Genomic DNA, 18,136 nt, shown 5'->3' with positions numbered 1-18,136 from the left:
ACGATTGAACCTCATGACTCAGTCCCTGGACCACCTCATGAACCCGGCCTGGGAGCTTCTCGCCCTCGGCGAACCGACCCACGCCGAGCCCCGCTTCGGGTTCCTCCGCAATCGTCTCTTCCAGCAGTTGGTCGGTCACGGCTACCGTTCGCTCGCGCTCGAATCCGATCGAGTCGCCGGCACGCTCGTCGACGACTTCGTCCGGAACGGGGTCGGTGATCTTGATCGGGTGATGGCCGAGGGCTTCAGCCACGGTTTCGGCGAGCACCCGGCGAACCGTGAGCTGGTCGCCTGGATGCGCGACCACAACCAGGAGCAGGCTCCCGCCGATCGGCTGGCCTGGTATGGCTTCGACGTACCGTTCGAGACCCTGAGTGCTCCGAGCCCGCGCCGCTTCCTGGCCCACGCGCTGGCCTATCTTGATCTTGAACTTGATCTTGGTCCGAAGATCGACCGGCTGATCGGGCCCGAGGAGCGGTGGGACTCGGCCGCAGCGCTGATGAACCGCGAGGCGTCGCCCGGCGCGTCGGCCGAGGCCGACGAACTGCGCAACCTGACCGAGGACCTGATCACCACCCTCCACGTCCGGGCGCCGGAGTTGATCAAGAAGTCCTCGGCGGCCGCCTGGCGGGAGGTCGAGGTCAGGCTGACCGCGGCCCGGCAGCTGCTGCACTACCACGGGCAGGCGGCCGCGGCCTGGACCGAAGGCGAGGTGGCCGATGAGCCGCGCTGGAACCGGATGTGCGCCACCCGCGACGCCATGATGGCCCGGAACCTGATCGAGCTCCGTACCCTCGAAGCCCACCGCGGACCGACCCTGGTCTTCGCCAACAACCTCCACCTGCAACGGCAGATCAGCACCATGCAGATGGGCCCGATGCGGCTGGAGTGGTGGGGCGCCGGCTCGATCCTCGCCCCGCTGCTCGGCGACCGCTACGGCTTCGTCGCCGGCAGTCTCGGCGCCAGCCCGAAGATCGACCTCGGTCAGCCGCGGCCGGACACGTACGAGAGCTTCCTGCAGACCAAGATCAACGACTGGGGCCTGCTCCGGCCGGAGGAACTGCCGGCCGCCACGAGCCGTACCGACGCCACGCCTCGGCAGGGCTACTTCCCCCTTGATCAGGAGACGATCGACGGCGCCGACCTGATCCTGCACCTGGCCGCCGGTCAGGCCTGACCGGCGTTCTCCAGCGCAGCGCAACAGGTGTTCACGAGCAGGCGGGTGACGTTGTAGGGGTCGATGTTGGCGTTGGGCCGGCGGTCCTCGATGTAGCCCTTCTTGTCCACCTCGACCTGCCACGGGATGCGGACCGATGCGCCGCGGTTCGAGACCCCGTAGCTGTAGACGTCGTGCGGAGCGGTCTCGTGGTGACCGGTCAGGCGCTCCTCGATGCCGTGGCCGTAGCCCGCGATGTGCTCCTCGACCTTGCCGGGCGCGCCGAGGGATTCGCACGCGGTGATGATCGCGTCGTAGCCCTCCCGCATGGCCCGGGTGGAGAAGTTGGTGTGCGCGCCGGCGCCGTTCCAGTCGCCCTTGGCCGGCTTGGCGTCCAGGGTGGCGGCGACGTCGTACTCCTCTGCGATGCGGTAGAGCAGCCAGCGCGCGATCCACAGGTGGTCGGCGACCTCGACCGGTCCCGCCGGCCCGACCTGGAACTCCCACTGGCCCGGCATCACCTCGGCGTTGATGCCGGAGATGTTCAGCCCGGCCTCGAGGCAGGCGTCCAGGTGCTTCTCGACGATCTCGCGGCCGAAGACCTCGTCGGCGCCGACGCCGCAGTAGTACGGGCCCTGCGGAGCGGGGTAGCCGACGGCGGGAAAGCCGAGCGGGCGGCCGTCCTGGAAGAAGGTGTATTCCTGCTCGATGCCGAACCAGGGTTCCTGCCCCGCGTACCGCTCGGCGACCGGCAGCAGCCTGGCCCGGTTGTTGGTCGGGTGCGGCGTGCCGTCGACGAGGTAGACCTCGCACAGCACCAGCACGTGGTTGCCGCCGCGGACCGGGTCGGGGCACGAGAAGACCGGCTTGAGGACGCAGTCCGAGTTGTCACCGGGCGCCTGGTTGGTGCTCGAACCGTCGAAGCCCCACTCCGGCAACTCGGCCCCGTCGGCCAGGATCTTCGTCTTCGAGCGAAGTCGCGCGCTCGGCTCGGTGCCGTCGATCCAGATGTATTCGGCCTTGTAACTCAACGGTCTCCCCCTCGGATCGGCCAGCCCCGTGGCGGCCAACGCCGACGATGTCAGCCGGCTTTTACGGTCCCGTTGCTCCTCCATGACGACGGCGTTACGACGGCAGAGATGCGGGCCGGTTGGCTTTGGGTGCCTCCACCCGGCAGCGGTCAGCGGCGCGTGATCAGCAACTCGATGCCGTCCAGGACGCGTTCCAGGCCGAACGTGAAGGCGTCGTGGTCCGGTTCGGCGGCGGACGCGGCGAGCGCCGTCAGTGCCGGGTAGGAGGAGCCGAAGCTGTCGCGGAGCCGGTCCAGCAAGGGATCCTGCGGAACGTCGAGCGTCCACGGCAGCACGCCTGCTGTGGTCATCGCGTGCGTGCTGCGGAGGTGCGCGCTGAGCAGGAACACGCAGTCCATCCGTTCCCGCGCCGTCAGCGGTGTGTCCTCGAAGGCTGCGACCGCGGCCTCCACCCAGCCGACCTCGTTGGGTCCCATCGGCCGGTCGCCGGCGACCGGCCGGATCGCGCCCGCGTGTCCCTGCCATTCGCTGACGTACGGCAGCCACGGGTGCTGCTGCCAGGTGGCCCGGATGCCCCGGATCCAGCGGTCGATGCGGGTGCGCCACCCGTCCTCGGGCGGCCCGAGGTCGGGCGGCGCACCGATCGCCAGGTCGGTCATCACGGCGATCAGCTCGGCCTTGTTCCTGACGTAGCGGTAGAGGGACATCTTGGTGTAGTTGAGTTCCTGCGCCACGCGCTGCATTGCGACCGCGTTCAGGCCTTCGGTGTCCGCCAGCCGCACGCACACCTCGGCGAGCTGCTGGACGGTGAGTGCACGCCGCGGACCGAAGGAGGACGGCTCACGCAAGCCCCACAACAGCTCGAGTGCCGCCAGTTCCTGGCTCTGTTCGTCCTGCACAGCCCACCATCCGTCGGTCGGAGATCGGGGATTGCCACGGCGCCCCACGGTGTCTAGAGTACACAGTGTCCCTGAGACACAGTGGTCTGGGACTGATGACCAGGAGGAGCAAGCGATGAGCAAGATCACCTGCCACCAATCGATCTCGGTCGACGGCTACGCGGCCGGGCCCAACCAGTCCGAGGAACGGCCGTTCGGCGACGACGGCGGCGATGGTTGGGGCAACACGCTGCACAGCTGGATGTTCGACGACGCCGACGACAACCGCCCTGAGCTCGATCAGGCCACGGCGGCCGGCGCGGTGATCATGGGGCGGAACATGTTCGGCCCGGTGCGCGGCGCGTGGGACCGGCCGTGGAACGGCTGGTGGGGCGACAATCCGCCGTTCCACGGGCCAGTGTTCGTGCTCACCCACCACGCCCGCGAGCCGCAGCCGATGGAGGGTGGCACGACGTACCACTTCGTCACCGACGGGATCGAGGCGGCGCTGGAGCAGGCCCGGGAGGCCGCCGGGGAGCGCGACATCTCGATCGAGGGCGGTCCGGAGACGATCAATCAGTACCTCGCCGCCGGCCTGGTCGACGAGGTGCGGCTGCACATCGTGCCGATCACGCTCGGCGGTGGTTCACGGTTGTTCGACGGCGTCCCGCCGCTGAAGCTCGAGCAGGTGTACGCCCGGGCCTCGACCACGGTCACCCATGTGACGTACCGCGTGCTGCGCTGACTCCGAAGCCTCGGAAGGCCACGCGCCCGCATCAGCGACGCAACTGCTCCGCGGCCCACCCGAAGACGTCGCCGACCTCGTCGGCGAGGGTGTGCCGGAAGCCGGCGACCAGGTCGGCCTGGCCGGGGTCCGGCGCCTTGGGGTTCGGGTCCGCGGCGGTCAGGTCGGCCAGCTCGTCGCGGTCGCGGGAGCGCCAGTTGTAGCGGTGGGTCCGGGTCCGCAGGGAGAGGTTGATCGCGTCGGTTGCCGGGTCGAAGCCGGCCGGGTCCCGGTGCTCCCCGGCCGCGTTCTCCGAGTCGAGGTTCCACAGGACCGACTCGCCGACGACGTGATCACGGACGTCCGCGGCGCCGGCGTTGCCGACCAGGTTCGCGTACGAGAGCCCGTCGGTGGCCCGCTCGAACGGCACGCCGGCCAGTTCGGCGAGCGTCGGGGCCAGGTCGGTCATGCTCATCGGGGCGTCGGTCCGGGCCGCGCCGCCGTCCGGGTGCTTGATCAACAACGGCACCCGCATGGTCTCGTCGTAGTGCAGCAGGTGACCCTTCTCCACCATCCGGTACGCGCCCATCATGTCGCCGTGATCGGAGGTGTAGCAGATGATCGTCCGGTCCAGCTCCCCGCGGGCGGCCAGGCCGGCCAGGATCCGGCCGAGTTGATCATCGACCAGGCTGCACAGGCCATGGTAGTGGCCGATCACGTCGATCCAGCCGGCCTCGTCGAGGTCGGCGAACTTGCTCGCGAAGTGGGACTTCGCAACCTCGTCCGGCAAGGCCTCCGGGCCGAGCGCCCAGGTCGGCGGCAACGTGATCTTGGTCCGGTCGATCAGGCTGTCGTACGGGCGCGGCACCGCGAACGGGAAGTGCGGCGCGTTGAACGAGCAGACCGCGAACCAGGGCCGGTCGTCCGGCGCCCGGTCCAGCGCGGCCAGGAACTGCCCGGTCTGCCAGGGCTCCAGGAAATGCTCAAGCTCGATCGCGGCCGTCGTGCGGTGCGGCGACGACGGATCCGCCAGGCCGGCCCGGTCGGCCTCGGTCAGGTTCTCGATGTTGCCCGGCACCAGTTCGTAGCCGGCCGCGGCGGCATGATCACGATACGGCTCGATGTAGCGGCCGCGGTCCTTGCCGTCGATCACCGCCGGGATCGCGACCGACTCGGCGAAGCCCATCCTCTTTGGCGTCGTGCCGGGCACGTGCCACTTGCCGCAGTAGAGCGTGTGGTAGCCGGCGGCGGCGAAGTCGGCGCCGATCCCCTGCTCCGCCAGATCCGGCCGGATGCCGCGCCAGTTGCCGAGCACGTGGTGGTGCCGCGGCTGCTGCGAGGTGATCAGGCTGGTCCGCGACGGGCAGCAGAGCGGGAACGGTGTGAACAACGCGTCGAACGACGTCCCGTTCTCGGCGAGCCCGTCGGTGTGCGGGGTCCGGGCGGCCGGGTTTCCGTTGCAGCCAAGGGTGTCCCAGCTCTGCTCGTCGCTCATCACGACCAGCACGTTGAGTCGATCAGTCACGATCAGGTCTCCTCAGGGAAGTGCGGCGGAAAGCAGGGCGGCGCCGATCGCTGCGCCGAGGTCACGCTCCGCCGCCGCGTGCTTCGGATCGCCGGACCGGTTGATCAACTCGCCCGGGTCCTCGGCAAGGTCGAAGAACTCGGCGAACCTACGGCCGTGGGCCTCGGCCCGGGCCAGCTTGCGCCGACCGTCGGTCGCCGTCACGAAGCCCTCGCCCTCGGACAGCAGGATCTGGTGCCGCTGCTCGCCGGCCAGGCTCAGGCCGTCCACGGCGCCAGGATCCCCGCCGGCCAGCCCGACCAGGGTCGGGAAGATGTCGATCAAGGACACCAGGTCGTCGCTGCGGCCGGGTGCCACACCCGGGCGGCGGACCAGGAACGGGACGTTGAGCACGTCGTTGTAGAAGCAGTGGCCCTTGCCCCAGATGCCATGATTGCCGAGCATCTCGCCATGATCGGGCGTGAAGATCACCACCAGGTCGTCGCCGAACCGCTGCTCGGCGGCGGTGATCAGATCCCCGATCACGTCGTCGATCAGGGCGACGTTGGCGTAGTAGTTGGTCCGCAGCCGGCGCCAGTAGTCGGCGTCGTAGCGGTCGTTGCGGCCGCTCTCGATCCATCGTCCGGGCGCGCCGTGCCGACTCCAGTAGTGCATCCGGGCCGGGTCGTCCAGGTCGCCGGTGATCACCGGCTCCTCGATCTTGTTCGGATCGACCCGGTCCAGGTATTCCGCCGGCGGGTCGAACGGGAAGTGCGGGCCGGAGATCGAGACCCAGGTGAACTGGGGTTGATCTTGGTCGGCACGGGACAGCCGTTCGACCGCCTTCCGGCCGACCCAGGCGTCCGGGTGCCACTCGGTCGGCGCCGGGAAGGTGAACACCTTCGCCGCGTCCTTGTCCCAGACCTTGGCCCGGTACGCCTCCAGGTGACCGGCCTGGTCGAGTTCCTCGGCGTAGTCGTCGCGGAACCAGACCGACACCTGCTTGTCGTCCTGAAGTTCGAGATCGTCGATACCGAGACTCAGGTAGTAGTCCCGGAACTCCGAGTACGGCAGCGTCCGGTCCGGCTTCGTCTCGCCGTACGGCACCGGCGCGTAGTGGCACTTGCCGACATGGGTGACGTGGTAACCCAACCCGCCCAAGGTGTTGTAGAGGTTCGGCCGGTCCGGGGTCAGCCGGCAGTCCCGGAAGTTGCTGTACGCCCGGTGGGTGTGCGGGTAGCAGCCGGTCATGATCGAGCTCCGGCTGGGCAGGCACCACGGGCTGGCGGTCCAGGCGTTGTCGTAGACCGTCGACGTCGCCGCCAGCCGGTCGAGGTTCGGCGTCTCGATCACGCTCCCGCCGTAGCAGCCGAGGGAGTCCCGGCGCAGCTGGTCGGTGGTGATCAACAACAGGTGGGGTCGTTCACTCATCTCTTCCTCGGCGATACCAGTTGTGATCGGCGCGGAGCGGGCGGTAGGCGCCGGTGGGCAGGTCGTCGGCGACCTCGAGCCGCCAGCGGAGCAGCTCGGTGATCAACTCCGCCCGCCGCGCCGCACAGTCCGGGTCGTCCCAGAGATCGTTCAACTCGGCCGGGTCGATGTCCAGCCGGTACAGCTCGCCACGCCCGTCGGAGTGGAAGATCACCTTCCAGTCCCCGCGCCGGAGCATCGCCGAGGTGCCGCTCTGGGTAACGGTGTTCAGCTCGTCGTAGATCGTTCCCTGGTACGGATAGTGCAACTCGGGCCGGGCGTCCGCTGGGTAGAACAGGCCGCCGTAGCCGCCCTCGGCGTAGATACTGGCGAACACCTCGCCCGGATCGTCACCACCGGTCAACAGCGGCCAGAAACTCCGCCCCTGCACGCCGGCCGGGATCTCCGCCCCGATCGCCTCCGCCAGCGTCGGCAACACATCCACCAGACTCACCAGATGATCACCGTCCACGCCGGACCGAACGCCCGGACCCGCCACGAAGAACGGAATCCGCATCAGGGCCTCCGGCATCCCGGCACCCTTGCGCTGCAACCCGTACTCCCCCACGAAATCACCATGATCGGCCAGGAACAGATAGAGCGTCCGCCCCGGAGCGCGCTCCTCCACCGACGTCACCAGCCGCCGCACCTGATCATCGATCAACCGCAACATCCCGCAATAGGACGCCCGATACCGCCGCCACAGGTCGTCATAACCGGGCCGCTTCTCCTCCACCAGCTCGCGCAGCCAGCGGTACGGCCCGCCCTTCGCCAGCGCCGCCTCCGGCCCCGCCGCCCGGTCCGGCACCTGCTCCGGAGCGAACAGCGAGAAGTACGGCTCCGGCACCTGATACGGATTGTGCGGCTCCGGGAACGACACCCAGCTCAGCCAGGGCCGATCATGATCACCGCCGTCGTCGGCCAGCTGGGCCAGCGCGTCGTCGACGATCCGAACCGGATACTGCACCGCCACCGGGAACGGCGTCGGCTCCAACGCCGGACCATGATCGATCGACACCAGCCACTCGGTGAACGCCCGTTGCTCGTCGGTCTCGTCCGGCGCCCCGGTGTGCATGTACGGCCCGGCCCAGTGGTCGTAGTCCTCCGGCCCCCGATACACGTGCGGCTTCCCGGCGAACGCCGTCCGATAACCGGCCGCCCGGAACACGTCGAGCAGATCCTCGCCCCGAAACTCCTTGCGGTTGTTGGAGTTCTGCCGGATCCGGTGCGCCGACGGAAACCGCCCCGACAACAGACTGGTCCGGGCCGGGACACACGCCGGCATCGGCGTATACGCCCCGGTGAACGTCGTCCCGGACGCCGCCAACCCGTCACAGAACGGCATCGTGTCCAACCCGAACCCTGTCCCAGCCGTGAACCCGGCCCGCTGCTGGTCGGTCATGATGATCATGACATTGGGCCGATCGGGGGCCACGCGATCAGCCGTTCTTGTAGTCGGTCGCAGGCTTCCAGTCCGAGAACGCCCAGTCGTCGGCGGACACCTTCGCGCCGTCGGCGACCGCCTTCTTGATCGCCTGCTCCCGATCCGCGGCCGAGTCGTCGGTGAGCTTCTTCAGCGCGCCCCGGATGTCGGTGACCTGGCCGGAGAAGACGCCTTGCAGCAACTCGCCGAGGCCCGGCTTGACCGCCTTACTGTGCCGGTTGACCCGCTGCACGTCGGGGTTGCGCAGCACGGCCTGCGGCGCGATGAACACCGAGTCGGCGTACCAGCCGATCAGCCGTTTCCACGGCTCGATCGCGGTCGATCCTTCGACCACGGACAGGTCGTACGGCGGCTGGGCCATCGCGTTGGCGATCGCGGTCCAGTAGTCCTTGGTGGCCAGCCCGGTGAGCAGTTCCGACGCCTCGGCGGGCAGCTTGGACGAGCCGGAGATGAAGTAGTTGCCGCCGGCCTGGCCGCGGTAGGCGACGACCGGACGGCCGGCCTCCGGCTGCAGCATCGGGCCGACGTCGACCGACGGCAGGAACTGCTTCGCCTCGGTCTGGACGGTGCCCGAGCACCACGGCCCGTCCAGGTAGAAGCCGGCCGCGCCGGCGGCCCAGCGGACCCGCGCGGTCTGGTCGTCCAGGCTGGACGATCCGGGGAAGATCAACTTGTCGGCCTGCAGCGAGGCCAGGAACTCGAACACCGCCACGTACGCATCGTCGTCGAAGGCGAACTCACCGGTGGCGAACTTCACCCCGTTGATGCCCTCGAACCCGGCGCCCTGCGCGAGCGAGTTGAGGTGCTCGTTCATCCGGCCCGTGTGGGCCAGGCTCAAGATCATGCCGCTGGCACCCTTCTGGGTGTCCTGCACGGTGCGGCAGGCGGTGCGGAACTCGTCGAACGTCTTCGGCGGGTTCGCCGGGTCCAGTCCGGCCTTGCCGATCATGTCCCGGTTGAACCAGGTCGCGGCGACGTACTGCCGGTCGGCGAAGATCGGGAACGTGTAGAGCTTCCCGTCGAACGAGTGCAGCCCCTCGACCAGCCCGCCGAGCGAGGCGAACGCCTTCTTCACGTCGTCCGGCCAGTCGATCGGAGCGAACCAGCCGTCCGCGATCAAGGACGGGATCGACGCCTCCAGCCCGGCGGTGCTGTGCACGTCCGGCTGCTGGTTGCTCTGCTTGGCCAGCTGCAGGGCCTGGCCGATCTTGGCGGTCTGGTGGTACGTGTACTTGACCGCGATCCCGGACTTGGCGGTGAACGCCTCGTACGCGGCACCGTTCGCCTTCTGCAGGTTGACGTTGTGGTCCCACCAGGTGATCGTGCGCTGTCCCGGCGTCTCGGCCTGCGGTGTGCTGCAGCCGGCCACGACGCCGGCGGCACCGGCCGCGGACAGCCCGAGCAGGGTCCTTCTATTCATGAGCGACATGGCTCTTCCCCGTGCCTTTCTCTTGTACTGGGGCCTTTCCGTTGGTCCCGCCGGCTGACGCGGCGGCGGCCCGGCGGCGGAAGCCGTCGACGACCTCCGCCGGGATCGAACGGGCCGGACGGGTGATGATCTTGCGCAACTCCTCGATCGGGAGCTTGGCCGAGCGGTCCTCGGCCAGCAGGCCGTTGGTCTCCTGCACGGTGTCGGTGAGCTGGGTGTAGCAGAAGCCGGCCACATCGGGCAGGTCCGTGATCGCTGTGACCAGGCTGGCGAAGTGGTTCAGGAACTCGTCGGCCGAGGTCACAGTGGCGTAGCCGAACCAGCGTTCCCCCTGCGATGGCGCGTAGGACAGGCCGCCGAACTCGGTGATCATGATCGGCTGGCCGCGGTACTCCCGCTCGCCGAGCAGCACCCGGCGCCGGTTCGGCGCCTTCTCGGTCAGGCTGGCCTGCAGGGCCTCCGGGCTGCCGTACTTCGCGGTCAGGTCCTCCGGCACCGGCGAGTAGTCGTGGATCGACCAGATGTCGGACTCGGTGTGTTCCCAGCCGTCGTTGGAGATCACCGGCCGGGTCGGGTCGAGCGCCTTCGTCAGGTGGTAGAGCGCGGTCGCGAAGTGCTGCTGATCGGCCCGGTCGGAGATGCCGGGCACGCCCCAACTCTCGTTCAGCGGCACCCAGCAGACGATGCTGGGGTGGGAACGGTCGCGGCGCACCACGTCGAGCCACTCCCGGGTCAGCCGGGTCGCCGCCTTCTCGTTGTAGACGAAGGCGTTTGCCATCTCGCCCCAGACCAGCAGGCCGAGCCGGTCGCACCAGTAGAGGAACCGGGGATCCTCCACCTTCTGGTGGATCCGGGCGCCGTTGAAGCCGAGTTCCTTGATCAACCGCACCTCCTCGGCGAGTTCCTCGGGGTTCGGTGCGGTCAGGTGCGACTCCGGCCAGTAGCCCTGTTCCAGCACCAGGCGGGAGTAGTACGGCTTGCCGTTGAGCAGGAACTGGCCGTCTCGGACCGCGACCTCGCGGAGGCCGAGATAGCTGCTCAGTCGATCGGTCTCGACGCCGTCGACGATGAGCGTGATCTCGGCGTCGATCAGCCGCGGCCGTTCCGGCGACCAGAGCAGCCGCTCGCGCTCCATCGGCATCCCCAGCCGGGGCAGGTGCAGCCGCACCAGCGACCGCTCGCCCCGGGCCGCGGTCGCGGTCTGGTCGGCCAGCAGTTCACCGTCGTACGACAGCCGGACCCGCACCGTCACCGCAGCGTCTCGCTGATCATCGCTGCTGGCCAGGTCGAGCTCGGCGGTGACCGACTCGGCGTCCAGGTCGGCGGTCCAGGCGACGTCGGCCACATGATCGACAGCGACCCGCTCGGCCCAGACCTGCTGCCAGATGCCAGTGGTGCGGTGGTAGAAGATCCCGTGCGTCTCGGTCCGCCAGTCCTGCTTGCCCCGCGGCTGGGCGACATCCAGCGGGTCGTCGTGCACCCGCAGGGTGAGCCGGTGCGGGCCGGGCCGGCGCAACTGCCGGGTCACGTCGACCGAGAACGGCGTCATGCCGCCGACATGATCACCGACCAGCTCGCCGTCCAGGTAGACCGCCGCCGCGTAGTCGACGGCACCGAAGTGGAGCTTGATCAACTCGCCCTCGCCCGGCGGCTCGAGGTCCAGCGTCCGGCGGTACCAGACCACCGGATGGTAGCCGGGGTCGCTGATGCCGGACGCCGACGACTCCGGCGGGAACGGCACCGTGATCCGGCGGCCGAACTCGTGATCATCGGCGAGCCAACCGTCGGCCAGGCCGCGGTCGGCGTCGTCGACGTCGAAGTCCCAGACGCCGTTCAGGTCGGTCCAGTCGTCCCGGCGCAACTGCGGCCGCGGGTAGGCGGCCTCGGCGCGGTGGTCCTGGTTGTCGATCATGGTGTGATGTGCTCCTGAGTTGGTTTCGGTGGTCACCAGAAGTCGGCCCGCGGCTGGCTTCGGTCCTCGGTCGCGACACCGATGTCGAGGAGGAGTTCGACCAGGTCCAGCCGGGTCGCGGCGTGGGCCGGGTCGTCGTAGAGGTTCTTCAGTTCGTCGGGATCGCCGGCGAGGTCGTACAACTCGCCCTGCCGGCGCCGGTTCGTGGCCGGTCCGCCGTGATGGACCACCAGCTTGTGCCGCCCGTGCCGCAGCATCGTGGTGTGCACCGGCGGATCGTACGGGTGCCCGGAGTTCCGGTACTCGCTGATGGCCCAGTCCCGGATCGGGGTCTCGGTCTGCCCGGTCGCCCGCGGCAGCAGGCTGCTCCCCTGCGCCCCGGGCAGCGCCGGCGCGCCGGCCGCGTCGACGATCGTCGCGGACAGGTCGATCCACTGCACCAGGTCGTCGATCACGGTGCCCTCCGCGATCCCTCCGGGATAGCGGATCAGCAGCGGGACCCGGACCGAGCAGTCGTACATCATCGGGCCCTTGAGCATCAGCTGATGATCACCGAGCAGCTCGCCGTGATCGGAGGTGAAGATCACGATCGTGTCGTCGGCCAGGCCCTCGGCCTCCAGCGTGTCCAGGATCCGGCCGACCTCGTCGTCGATCAGGGTCACCATCGCGTAGTAGGCGGCCTTGACCTGCTGCAGTTCCTCGGCGCTGTAGTCGGCGAAGCCGCGGGCGTGCCCGCCGTAGGACTCCTTCGACGCGTCGGTGTAGATGTCCGGCTTGCTCGCCAGTTCCTCCGGGCTGCCGACCGGGCGGCTCAACTGCTCCGGGTCGTAGCGGTCCAGATACTCCGGCGGCGCACCGAACCCGTGGTGCGGGTCGAAGAAGTTGGCGATGAAGAAGAACGGCTGGTCCGGCCGGCGGCTCTCGGTGAGGAAGTCGATCGTCTCCTCACCGATCCAATGGCTGTAGTGCGCCTCGGCCGGCATCGAGTCGAAGCCCAGCGGGTCGTCCCGGTCGACGGCCCGGCGGTACAGCTCCGGATGCACGGCCTTCAGATAACGGTGGTACGCGTTCTCGGACGACCCGCGGTACGGGTCGTGGGCCCAGCGGAACACCCGCATCCCCGGCGGCGCGTACTCGGTGCGGCCCTTCATGCAGGCGGTCAGGTGGTACTTGCCGACCAGGCCGCAGTCGTACCCGGCCGCGGCGAGCGGTTCGGTGATCACCGTCGCGTCCTCGGGCAGCGAGACGCCGTTGGCCCAGAGCCCGTGCCGGTGCACGTACTGCCCGGTCATCAGCGACGCCCGGGACGGCCCGCAGACCGGGTTCTGCACGTAGCACTGGGTGAACCGCGCCCCTTGGCCGGCGAGCCGATCAAGGTTCGGTGTGCGGATCTCCGGGTTGCCGGCGGCGCCGAGGGCGTCGAAGCGCTGTTGATCGGTGCACAGCAACAGGATGTTCGGACGATGTTGATCTTGGGTGGTGGTCACGACTTGACGGCTCCTGCGATTCCCTCGACGAAGTAGCGCTGCAACAGGATGAACAACAGCACGACCGGTAGCAGCGAGATCGTCGCCGCGGCGGCCATGCCGGACCAGTCGGTGGAGTTCTCACCGATGAACGCGAGCATGCCGACGCTCAGGGTCCGCAGGTCCGGCCGGGAGAAGGTGAACACCAGCGGCAGGAAGAACGCGTTCCAGGTGGACAGGAACGTCATCAGCGTGACGGTCGCGGTGACCGGCATGGCGAGCGGCAGCATCACCTGGAAGAAGGTTCGGAAGAAGCCGGCGCCGTCCATGATCGCCGCCTCCTCCAGCTCCTTCGGCAACTGCCGGAAGTAGCCGAGGTAGAGCAGGATCGACGCGACATGGGCGCCGCCGGACAGCGCGACGATCATCCCCCAGAGCGAGTTCAGCATGCCCAGCCGGGTGGCCAGGTCGACCACCGGGATGATCGTGTAGCCGGCCGGCACGAACAGGGTCGCCACCAGGATGCCGAGAATGATCTTGCGGCCGAAGAAGGAGTAGCGGGCGAGCACGTACCCCGTCATCGAGCACCTGATCAACACCAGCAGCACCGTCGCGAACGTGACGATCACCGTGTTCAGCAGATACTGGGAGAAGTCGGCGTCGACCCAGGCGCGCCGGAAGTTGTCCCAGACCGGCGACTCCGGAATCAGGTTCAGTCCGGAGCTGAACACCTCCAGCGGCGACTTCAGCGCCGCCGACACCATCCACAGGAACGGATAGATCCACACCGCGACCAGCCAGATCAAGATCACCGCGGCGAACCAGTACGGCAGCCGGCGCAGCACCCGGCCGGACCGGGGCCGGCGCGCCGGCGCGGCCGGCGGAGCGGTGGCCGCGCGGGCCGGGGCTTGCGTGGGCGCGCTCATTTCGTGGTCCTCATCTTCTGTGCGGCGCGGATGCCGACCAGCTGGAACAGGCCGACGGCGCAGATGAACAGGCCGAACAGCACCGCCGCCGCGGAGGCGAACCCAAGCCGCGGGGTGGTCGACGCGAACGCTGCCTCGTAGATGTAGATCTCCATCACCTGCGTCGCGTAGAACGGCCCGCCGCCGGTCATCGTCAGCATCAGGTCGAACACCTGCAGCGTCGACTCCAGCGTGAGCAGCGTGATGATGATCAAGAACGGCTTCAGCAGCGGCAGCGTGATCGAGGTGAACATCCGCAGCGGGCCGGCCTTGTCGATCGACGCCGCCTCGTAGAGATCGCGCGGGATCGTCTGCAGCGCCGCCAGCCAGTAGATCAACGTGGTGCCGAACCACTTCCAGACGAACACGCCGACCACGGTCGGCAGCGCGGTCTTGGAGTCGCCCAGGAAGTTGATCCCCTGGTCCAGGAAGCCCAGCTCCAGCAGGCCGAGGTTGACCGGCCCGGAGGCCGGGTCGAAGACGAACTGCATCACCACGCCGACGATCGCCGTCGTCGTCACCACCGGCAGGAAGAACGCGGTCCGGAAGAAGCCGGACCACGGCATCCGCGGCGAGTTGAGCAAGATCGCCAGCAGCAGCGCCAGGAAGACCTTGATCGGCACCGCGAGCAGGGTGAACGTCACGGTGACCCGGAACGAGTTCCAGAACATCGGATCGGCCAGCACCTCGGTGTAGTTGGCCAGGCCGACCCAGGTCTTGACCGCCTCGAAACCGTTCCAGTCCAGGAAGGAGTACCAGTAGCTGCCGATGATCGGGTAGACGGTGAACAGCCCGTACAGGACGATCGTCGGCAGCAGGAACAGGTAGACCATCAGCTCGGTGCGCCGAACCCGGCGGCGCCGGCCGCCCACCGCCGCACGCCGCGGTGCGGCCCCGCCGATCGCGTTGCTCGGGATCCCGGTCACCGGGTGCCCCCGTCGACCGAGGCTGCGACCCGCGCCGAGCGGTAGCTGTTGACGACCAGGTGCGTCCGGCCGGTCGGACCCGGATCGTCGTGGGTGGCCAGCACCTGCTCCCGGGGCAGCACGCCGCACCGGTCGGCCCACGCCTGATAGGCGGTGATCAATTCCTGGACCAGGTCCGGATGATCGGCGGCGACATCGTTCAGTTCGGTCCGGTCGGCGTCGAGGTCGTACAACTCCCAGGGCCGGGCGTGCTTGCGGACCAGCTTCCACCGACCGCGCCGGACCGCGCTGTTGCCCTCGTGCTCCCAGAACAGTTCATGATCATCGACGGTCCCGCCGCGCCAGGACGGCAGCATCGACGTGCCCTCGGCCGGCGGTACCGGATGATCATCACGCCGTTCCGGGTACTCGGCGCCGGTCGCCTCCAGCACGGTGGCCAGGACGTCGGGCAGCTGGTACGGATCGTGCACGGTGACCCCGCCGGACAGCCCGGCCGGCCAGTGCGCGATCAGCGGCGTCGCGATGCCGCCCTCGTGCACCCAGTGCTTGTACTCGCGGAACGGCGTGTTGGACAGGTTGGCCCAGGGCTTGCCGTAGGAGGTGTACGTGTCCGCGCCGCCCGGGACGATCTCCGGCGCGTTGCCGGTCCGGACCCGTTCGCCGGACGGGGAGGTCAACGGCGTGTGGATCGGCCGCGCGGGCAGCTCGTCGGCGTACCCGGGCGGCATCTCCTCCGCGCAGCCGCCGTTGTCGGACAGGAAGATGATCATGGTGTCGTCGAGCCGGCCGGTGTCTCGGAGTGCGGCCACGACCCGGCCGATCGCGGCGTCGGCCAGCTCGACCTGGGCGGCGTAGACGGCCATCCGGCGGGCCTGCCAGTCCCGGTCGGCGGTGTCCGCCCAGGCGGGCACCTCCTCGTCGCGCTCGGACAGCGGCCAGGCCGCGCTGATCAAGCCCGACTCGCGCTGCCGGGCGTGGCGTTCCTCCCGGAGCCGGTCCCAGCCGGCCCGATAGCGCTCCTGGTAGCGCTCGACCACGTCCTCCGGCGCGTGCAACGGCCAGTGCGGCGCGGTCAAGGCCAGATAGAGGAACAGCGGCTGCTCCGGCGCCGCGGTGTGATGATCATGGACGTAGCCGGCCGCCCGCTCGCCGAGCTCGGTGGTCAGGTAGAAGCCGTCGCCCGCCTCGGCCGGCTGCTCGTCCTCGGTCAGGGTCGCCGGGTCGTAGTAGCTGGCCGCGCCGGCGACGATGCCGTAGTGGTGATCGAACCCGCGCCGGGTCGGCCACGTCTCGTCCGGTTCCCGGATCTGGCCGGTCAGGTGCCACTTGCCCGCCATCGCGGTCGCGTAGCCCTGGCTGCCGAGGATCTCGGCCAGGGTCGCGCACTCCTGGGACAGGGTGCCGGGATAGCCGCCCGGACCGTCGTTGCGGGTCAGCACGCCGATGCCGGTCTGGTGCGGATGCAGCCCGGTCAGCAGCGAGGCCCGGGACGGCGAGCAGCGCGCGGTGTTGTAGAACTGCGACATCCGTACCCCGGCGGCGGCGAGCGCGTCCAGGTGCGGGGTTTCGATCTCGGAGCCGTAGCAGCCGATGTCGGAGTAGCCGAGGTCGTCGGTGAGGATGATCACCACGTTCGGCCGGCGGGGCTGGGTCTGGTTCATGATCATTTCCCGGGTTCGGTGGTGTAGTCCTGGCCGCGCTGCCAGTCGGGGAACTTCCAGTCGTCCGGACTCGCGGTCACACCCTTGCCGGCGAGCTGCTTGATCGCGCGCTCCCGCTCGGCCGTCTGGGCGTCCCGGTACTTGATCAAGGCGGCGCGCGCGTCCGGGACGTCTCCGGTCATCACGCCGGCGACGATCTCGCCGAGGCCGGGCTTGATCGCCTTCATCGCGCCGGTCACCTTCGCGACGGCCGGGTTGCGGACCACCGGGTCGGGCGCCAGGAAGTCGATCTTCTCGCACAGTTCGACCGACTGCTTGAAGGTCGGGTGTACCTCCGCCTCGGCCACCGTGCCCGAGTAGATCGCCGGCGCATTCATCCCGGACAACATCCGGATCTGGGCCTCCTTGCCGACCATGATCGACAACAGCTTCGAGGCCTGCTCAGCGACCTTCGACGTCTTCGACACCCAGAGCGTGCTGCCGCGCGGCACGTGGTTGATCACGGGCTGGGTCGACGCGTCCGGCACCGGGATCGGGGCGACGCCCACCTTCGACGCGAACTCGCCGAAGTCCTGCGCCACGACCCCGATGCAGTACGGCCCGTCGAAGAACATCCCAGCCGATCCCGCCGCCCAGCGGGCCCGGGCCGTCCGCGCGTTCAGTGACGCCGATCCCTCGAACAGCACCCCGTCGGCCTGCAGCGCCAGCCACCAGTCGATCGCGGCCAGGTAATGATCATTGCCGGCCGTGTACTCGCCGGTCAGGATGTCGATCCCGCCGACCGACGGCGAGCCGCCCGCCTCGGCGAGCTGGTGGATCTGGGCGGCGATCCGGTCGGTGAACTGCAGTGGTGCGATCCAGCCCGCGGCCCCGGCCTGCTTGATCGCGCGGGCCGCTGCCCGTACCTCGTCGTAGCCGACCGGCGGCTTGGCCGGATCGAGGCCGGCCTTGCTGAACAGCTCGGTGTTGAACCAGTTCTGGCAGTCGTGCATCCGCCAGCCGAACAGCGGCAGCCCGTACACCTGGCCGTCGAAGACGTTCACGCCCTCGAGCAGCGTCCCGGCCGGCAGCCCCGACTTGACCTTGTCGTCGAGCGTGACCGGTTGGAACCAGCCCTGCTCTATCAGCGCGGAGCTCGGGGCGCCGACGCCGGCCAACGTGAACACGTCCGGCAGCTGGTTGCTCTGCTTGGCCAGCTGCAGCGCCTGGCCCATCTTGGCCGGGTCGTAGACCGCATAGTCGACCGGCAGCCCGCCCTCGCTCGCGGCGAACTCGGCGAACAGCTCCTTCTCGACGTCCTGGGTGGGCAGGAACTGGTCCCACCAGACGATCTTGCCGGCGGCGCGCTCCTGCTCCGGTGCCGCGCCGGGCGCGCAGCCGGCGATCAGCGACGCCCCCGCACCGACGCCTGCAAGACCGAGAAATGCCCGGCGATCGAGGCCAACCATTGCCCTCCCCCTCCGAAATTTGCCACGTGGCAAGAACGGAGTCTAACGGCCCCGATCGGGGTTCGGCCACAGGCCTCGAACGCCGAGACGTCACTTGTGCAGCGACACGCCGACAGAACGGC

Annotated in this window: 14 protein-coding genes; 2 read left to right on the top strand and 12 right to left on the bottom strand. The window is 69.1% G+C overall.

The window, feature by feature from the left end; genetic code table 11:
- Positions 1–13: 13 nt before the first annotated feature.
- Positions 14–1,177 carry an erythromycin esterase family protein gene (locus BKA15_RS33005; protein WP_179757864.1) on the top strand — a complete coding sequence of 388 codons (1,164 nt, stop codon included), beginning with the start codon at positions 14–16 and terminating at the stop codon, positions 1,175–1,177.
- On the opposite strand, the gene glnII is transcribed toward BKA15_RS33005, so the two are convergent.
- Both glnII and BKA15_RS32995 read right to left on the bottom strand, forming a co-directional pair.
- Entirely contained in the window at positions 1,168–2,187 is a 1,020-nt protein-coding gene (glnII, locus tag BKA15_RS33000) for a glutamine synthetase (RefSeq protein WP_179757863.1), read from the bottom strand. The two genes, BKA15_RS33005 and glnII, sit on opposite strands and share 10 nt — an antisense overlap.
- A 149-nt stretch (positions 2,188–2,336) precedes the next feature.
- Positions 2,337–3,086 (bottom strand): TetR/AcrR family transcriptional regulator, encoded by a 750-nt coding sequence (locus BKA15_RS32995; protein WP_179757862.1) that lies wholly within the window; start codon positions 3,084–3,086, stop codon positions 2,337–2,339.
- 115 nt (positions 3,087–3,201) lie between these two features.
- On the opposite strand from BKA15_RS32995, the gene BKA15_RS32990 reads away from it, so the two are divergent.
- Positions 3,202–3,810: a dihydrofolate reductase family protein gene (locus BKA15_RS32990; RefSeq protein ID WP_179757861.1), complete on the top strand. Its 609-nt coding sequence runs from the start codon at positions 3,202–3,204 to the stop codon at positions 3,808–3,810.
- Between the two features lie 31 nt (positions 3,811–3,841).
- Here the strand turns inward: BKA15_RS32990 and BKA15_RS32985 are convergent, their stop codons facing one another.
- Genes BKA15_RS32985 through BKA15_RS32940 form a run of 10 tightly spaced genes read right to left on the bottom strand, consistent with a single transcriptional unit; the run spans position 3,842 to position 18,014 of the window.
- The gene (locus BKA15_RS32985) at positions 3,842–5,314 is read right to left on the bottom strand and encodes a sulfatase-like hydrolase/transferase (protein WP_179757860.1); all 1,473 of its coding nucleotides are present in this window, start codon (positions 5,312–5,314) and stop codon (positions 3,842–3,844) included.
- 12 nt (positions 5,315–5,326) lie between these two features.
- The gene (locus BKA15_RS32980) at positions 5,327–6,724 is read right to left on the bottom strand and encodes a sulfatase-like hydrolase/transferase (RefSeq protein ID WP_179757859.1); all 1,398 of its coding nucleotides are present in this window, start codon (positions 6,722–6,724) and stop codon (positions 5,327–5,329) included.
- A complete protein-coding gene (locus tag BKA15_RS32975; protein ID WP_179757858.1) occupies positions 6,717–8,174 on the bottom strand; it encodes a sulfatase-like hydrolase/transferase in 1,458 nt (485 codons plus the stop codon). The genes BKA15_RS32980 and BKA15_RS32975 overlap by 8 nt, the downstream gene beginning before the upstream one ends.
- A 28-nt stretch (positions 8,175–8,202) precedes the next feature.
- The gene (locus tag BKA15_RS32970; protein WP_179757857.1) at positions 8,203–9,627 is read right to left on the bottom strand and encodes an ABC transporter substrate-binding protein; all 1,425 of its coding nucleotides are present in this window, start codon (positions 9,625–9,627) and stop codon (positions 8,203–8,205) included.
- Entirely contained in the window at positions 9,620–11,548 is a 1,929-nt protein-coding gene (locus BKA15_RS32965; RefSeq protein WP_179757856.1) for a glycoside hydrolase family 2 protein, read from the bottom strand. The genes BKA15_RS32970 and BKA15_RS32965 overlap by 8 nt, the downstream gene beginning before the upstream one ends.
- Positions 11,549–11,580: 32 nt before the next feature.
- Positions 11,581–13,035, bottom strand: coding sequence for a sulfatase-like hydrolase/transferase (locus BKA15_RS32960; RefSeq protein WP_179757855.1), 1,455 nt, complete (start codon positions 13,033–13,035; stop codon positions 11,581–11,583).
- A complete protein-coding gene (locus tag BKA15_RS32955; RefSeq protein WP_179757854.1) occupies positions 13,032–13,940 on the bottom strand; it encodes a carbohydrate ABC transporter permease in 909 nt (302 codons plus the stop codon). Before BKA15_RS32955 ends, BKA15_RS32960 begins: the two co-directional genes overlap by 4 nt.
- On the bottom strand, positions 13,937–14,905 hold the full coding sequence (locus tag BKA15_RS36110; protein WP_218871678.1) for a carbohydrate ABC transporter permease: 969 nt from the start codon (positions 14,903–14,905) through the stop codon (positions 13,937–13,939). The genes BKA15_RS32955 and BKA15_RS36110 overlap by 4 nt, the downstream gene beginning before the upstream one ends.
- Positions 14,902–16,566 carry an arylsulfatase gene (locus tag BKA15_RS32945; protein ID WP_218871677.1) on the bottom strand — a complete coding sequence of 555 codons (1,665 nt, stop codon included), beginning with the start codon at positions 16,564–16,566 and terminating at the stop codon, positions 14,902–14,904. The genes BKA15_RS36110 and BKA15_RS32945 overlap by 4 nt, the downstream gene beginning before the upstream one ends.
- Before the next feature lie 2 nt (positions 16,567–16,568).
- Entirely contained in the window at positions 16,569–18,014 is a 1,446-nt protein-coding gene (locus BKA15_RS32940) for an ABC transporter substrate-binding protein (protein ID WP_179757852.1), read from the bottom strand.
- Between the last annotated feature and the right edge of the window lie 122 nt (positions 18,015–18,136).

The sequence above is a fragment of the Microlunatus parietis genome (genome assembly GCF_013407955.1).
GTDB classification, from domain to species: domain Bacteria; phylum Actinomycetota; class Actinomycetes; order Propionibacteriales; family Propionibacteriaceae; genus Microlunatus; species Microlunatus parietis.
This window is presented reverse-complemented; position numbering and strand designations above follow the sequence as displayed.

Excerpts from the sequence above, each read along its gene's own strand:
- BKA15_RS33005 (WP_179757864.1), top strand. The coding sequence starts at position 14 with ATGACTCAGTCCCTGGACCACCTCATGAACCCGGCCTGGGAGCTTCTC.
- BKA15_RS32990 (WP_179757861.1), top strand. The coding sequence starts at position 3,202 with ATGAGCAAGATCACCTGCCACCAATCGATCTCGGTCGACGGCTACGCG.
- BKA15_RS32980 (WP_179757859.1), bottom strand. The coding sequence starts at position 6,724 with ATGAGTGAACGACCCCACCTGTTGTTGATCACCACCGACCAGCTGCGC.
- BKA15_RS32975 (WP_179757858.1), bottom strand. The coding sequence starts at position 8,174 with ATGATCATCATGACCGACCAGCAGCGGGCCGGGTTCACGGCTGGGACA.
- BKA15_RS32970 (WP_179757857.1), bottom strand. The coding sequence starts at position 9,627 with ATGAATAGAAGGACCCTGCTCGGGCTGTCCGCGGCCGGTGCCGCCGGC.
- BKA15_RS32965 (WP_179757856.1), bottom strand. The coding sequence starts at position 11,548 with ATGATCGACAACCAGGACCACCGCGCCGAGGCCGCCTACCCGCGGCCG.
- BKA15_RS32955 (WP_179757854.1), bottom strand. The coding sequence starts at position 13,940 with ATGAGCGCGCCCACGCAAGCCCCGGCCCGCGCGGCCACCGCTCCGCCG.
- BKA15_RS32945 (WP_218871677.1), bottom strand. The coding sequence starts at position 16,566 with ATGAACCAGACCCAGCCCCGCCGGCCGAACGTGGTGATCATCCTCACC.
- BKA15_RS32940 (WP_179757852.1), bottom strand. The coding sequence starts at position 18,014 with ATGGTTGGCCTCGATCGCCGGGCATTTCTCGGTCTTGCAGGCGTCGGT.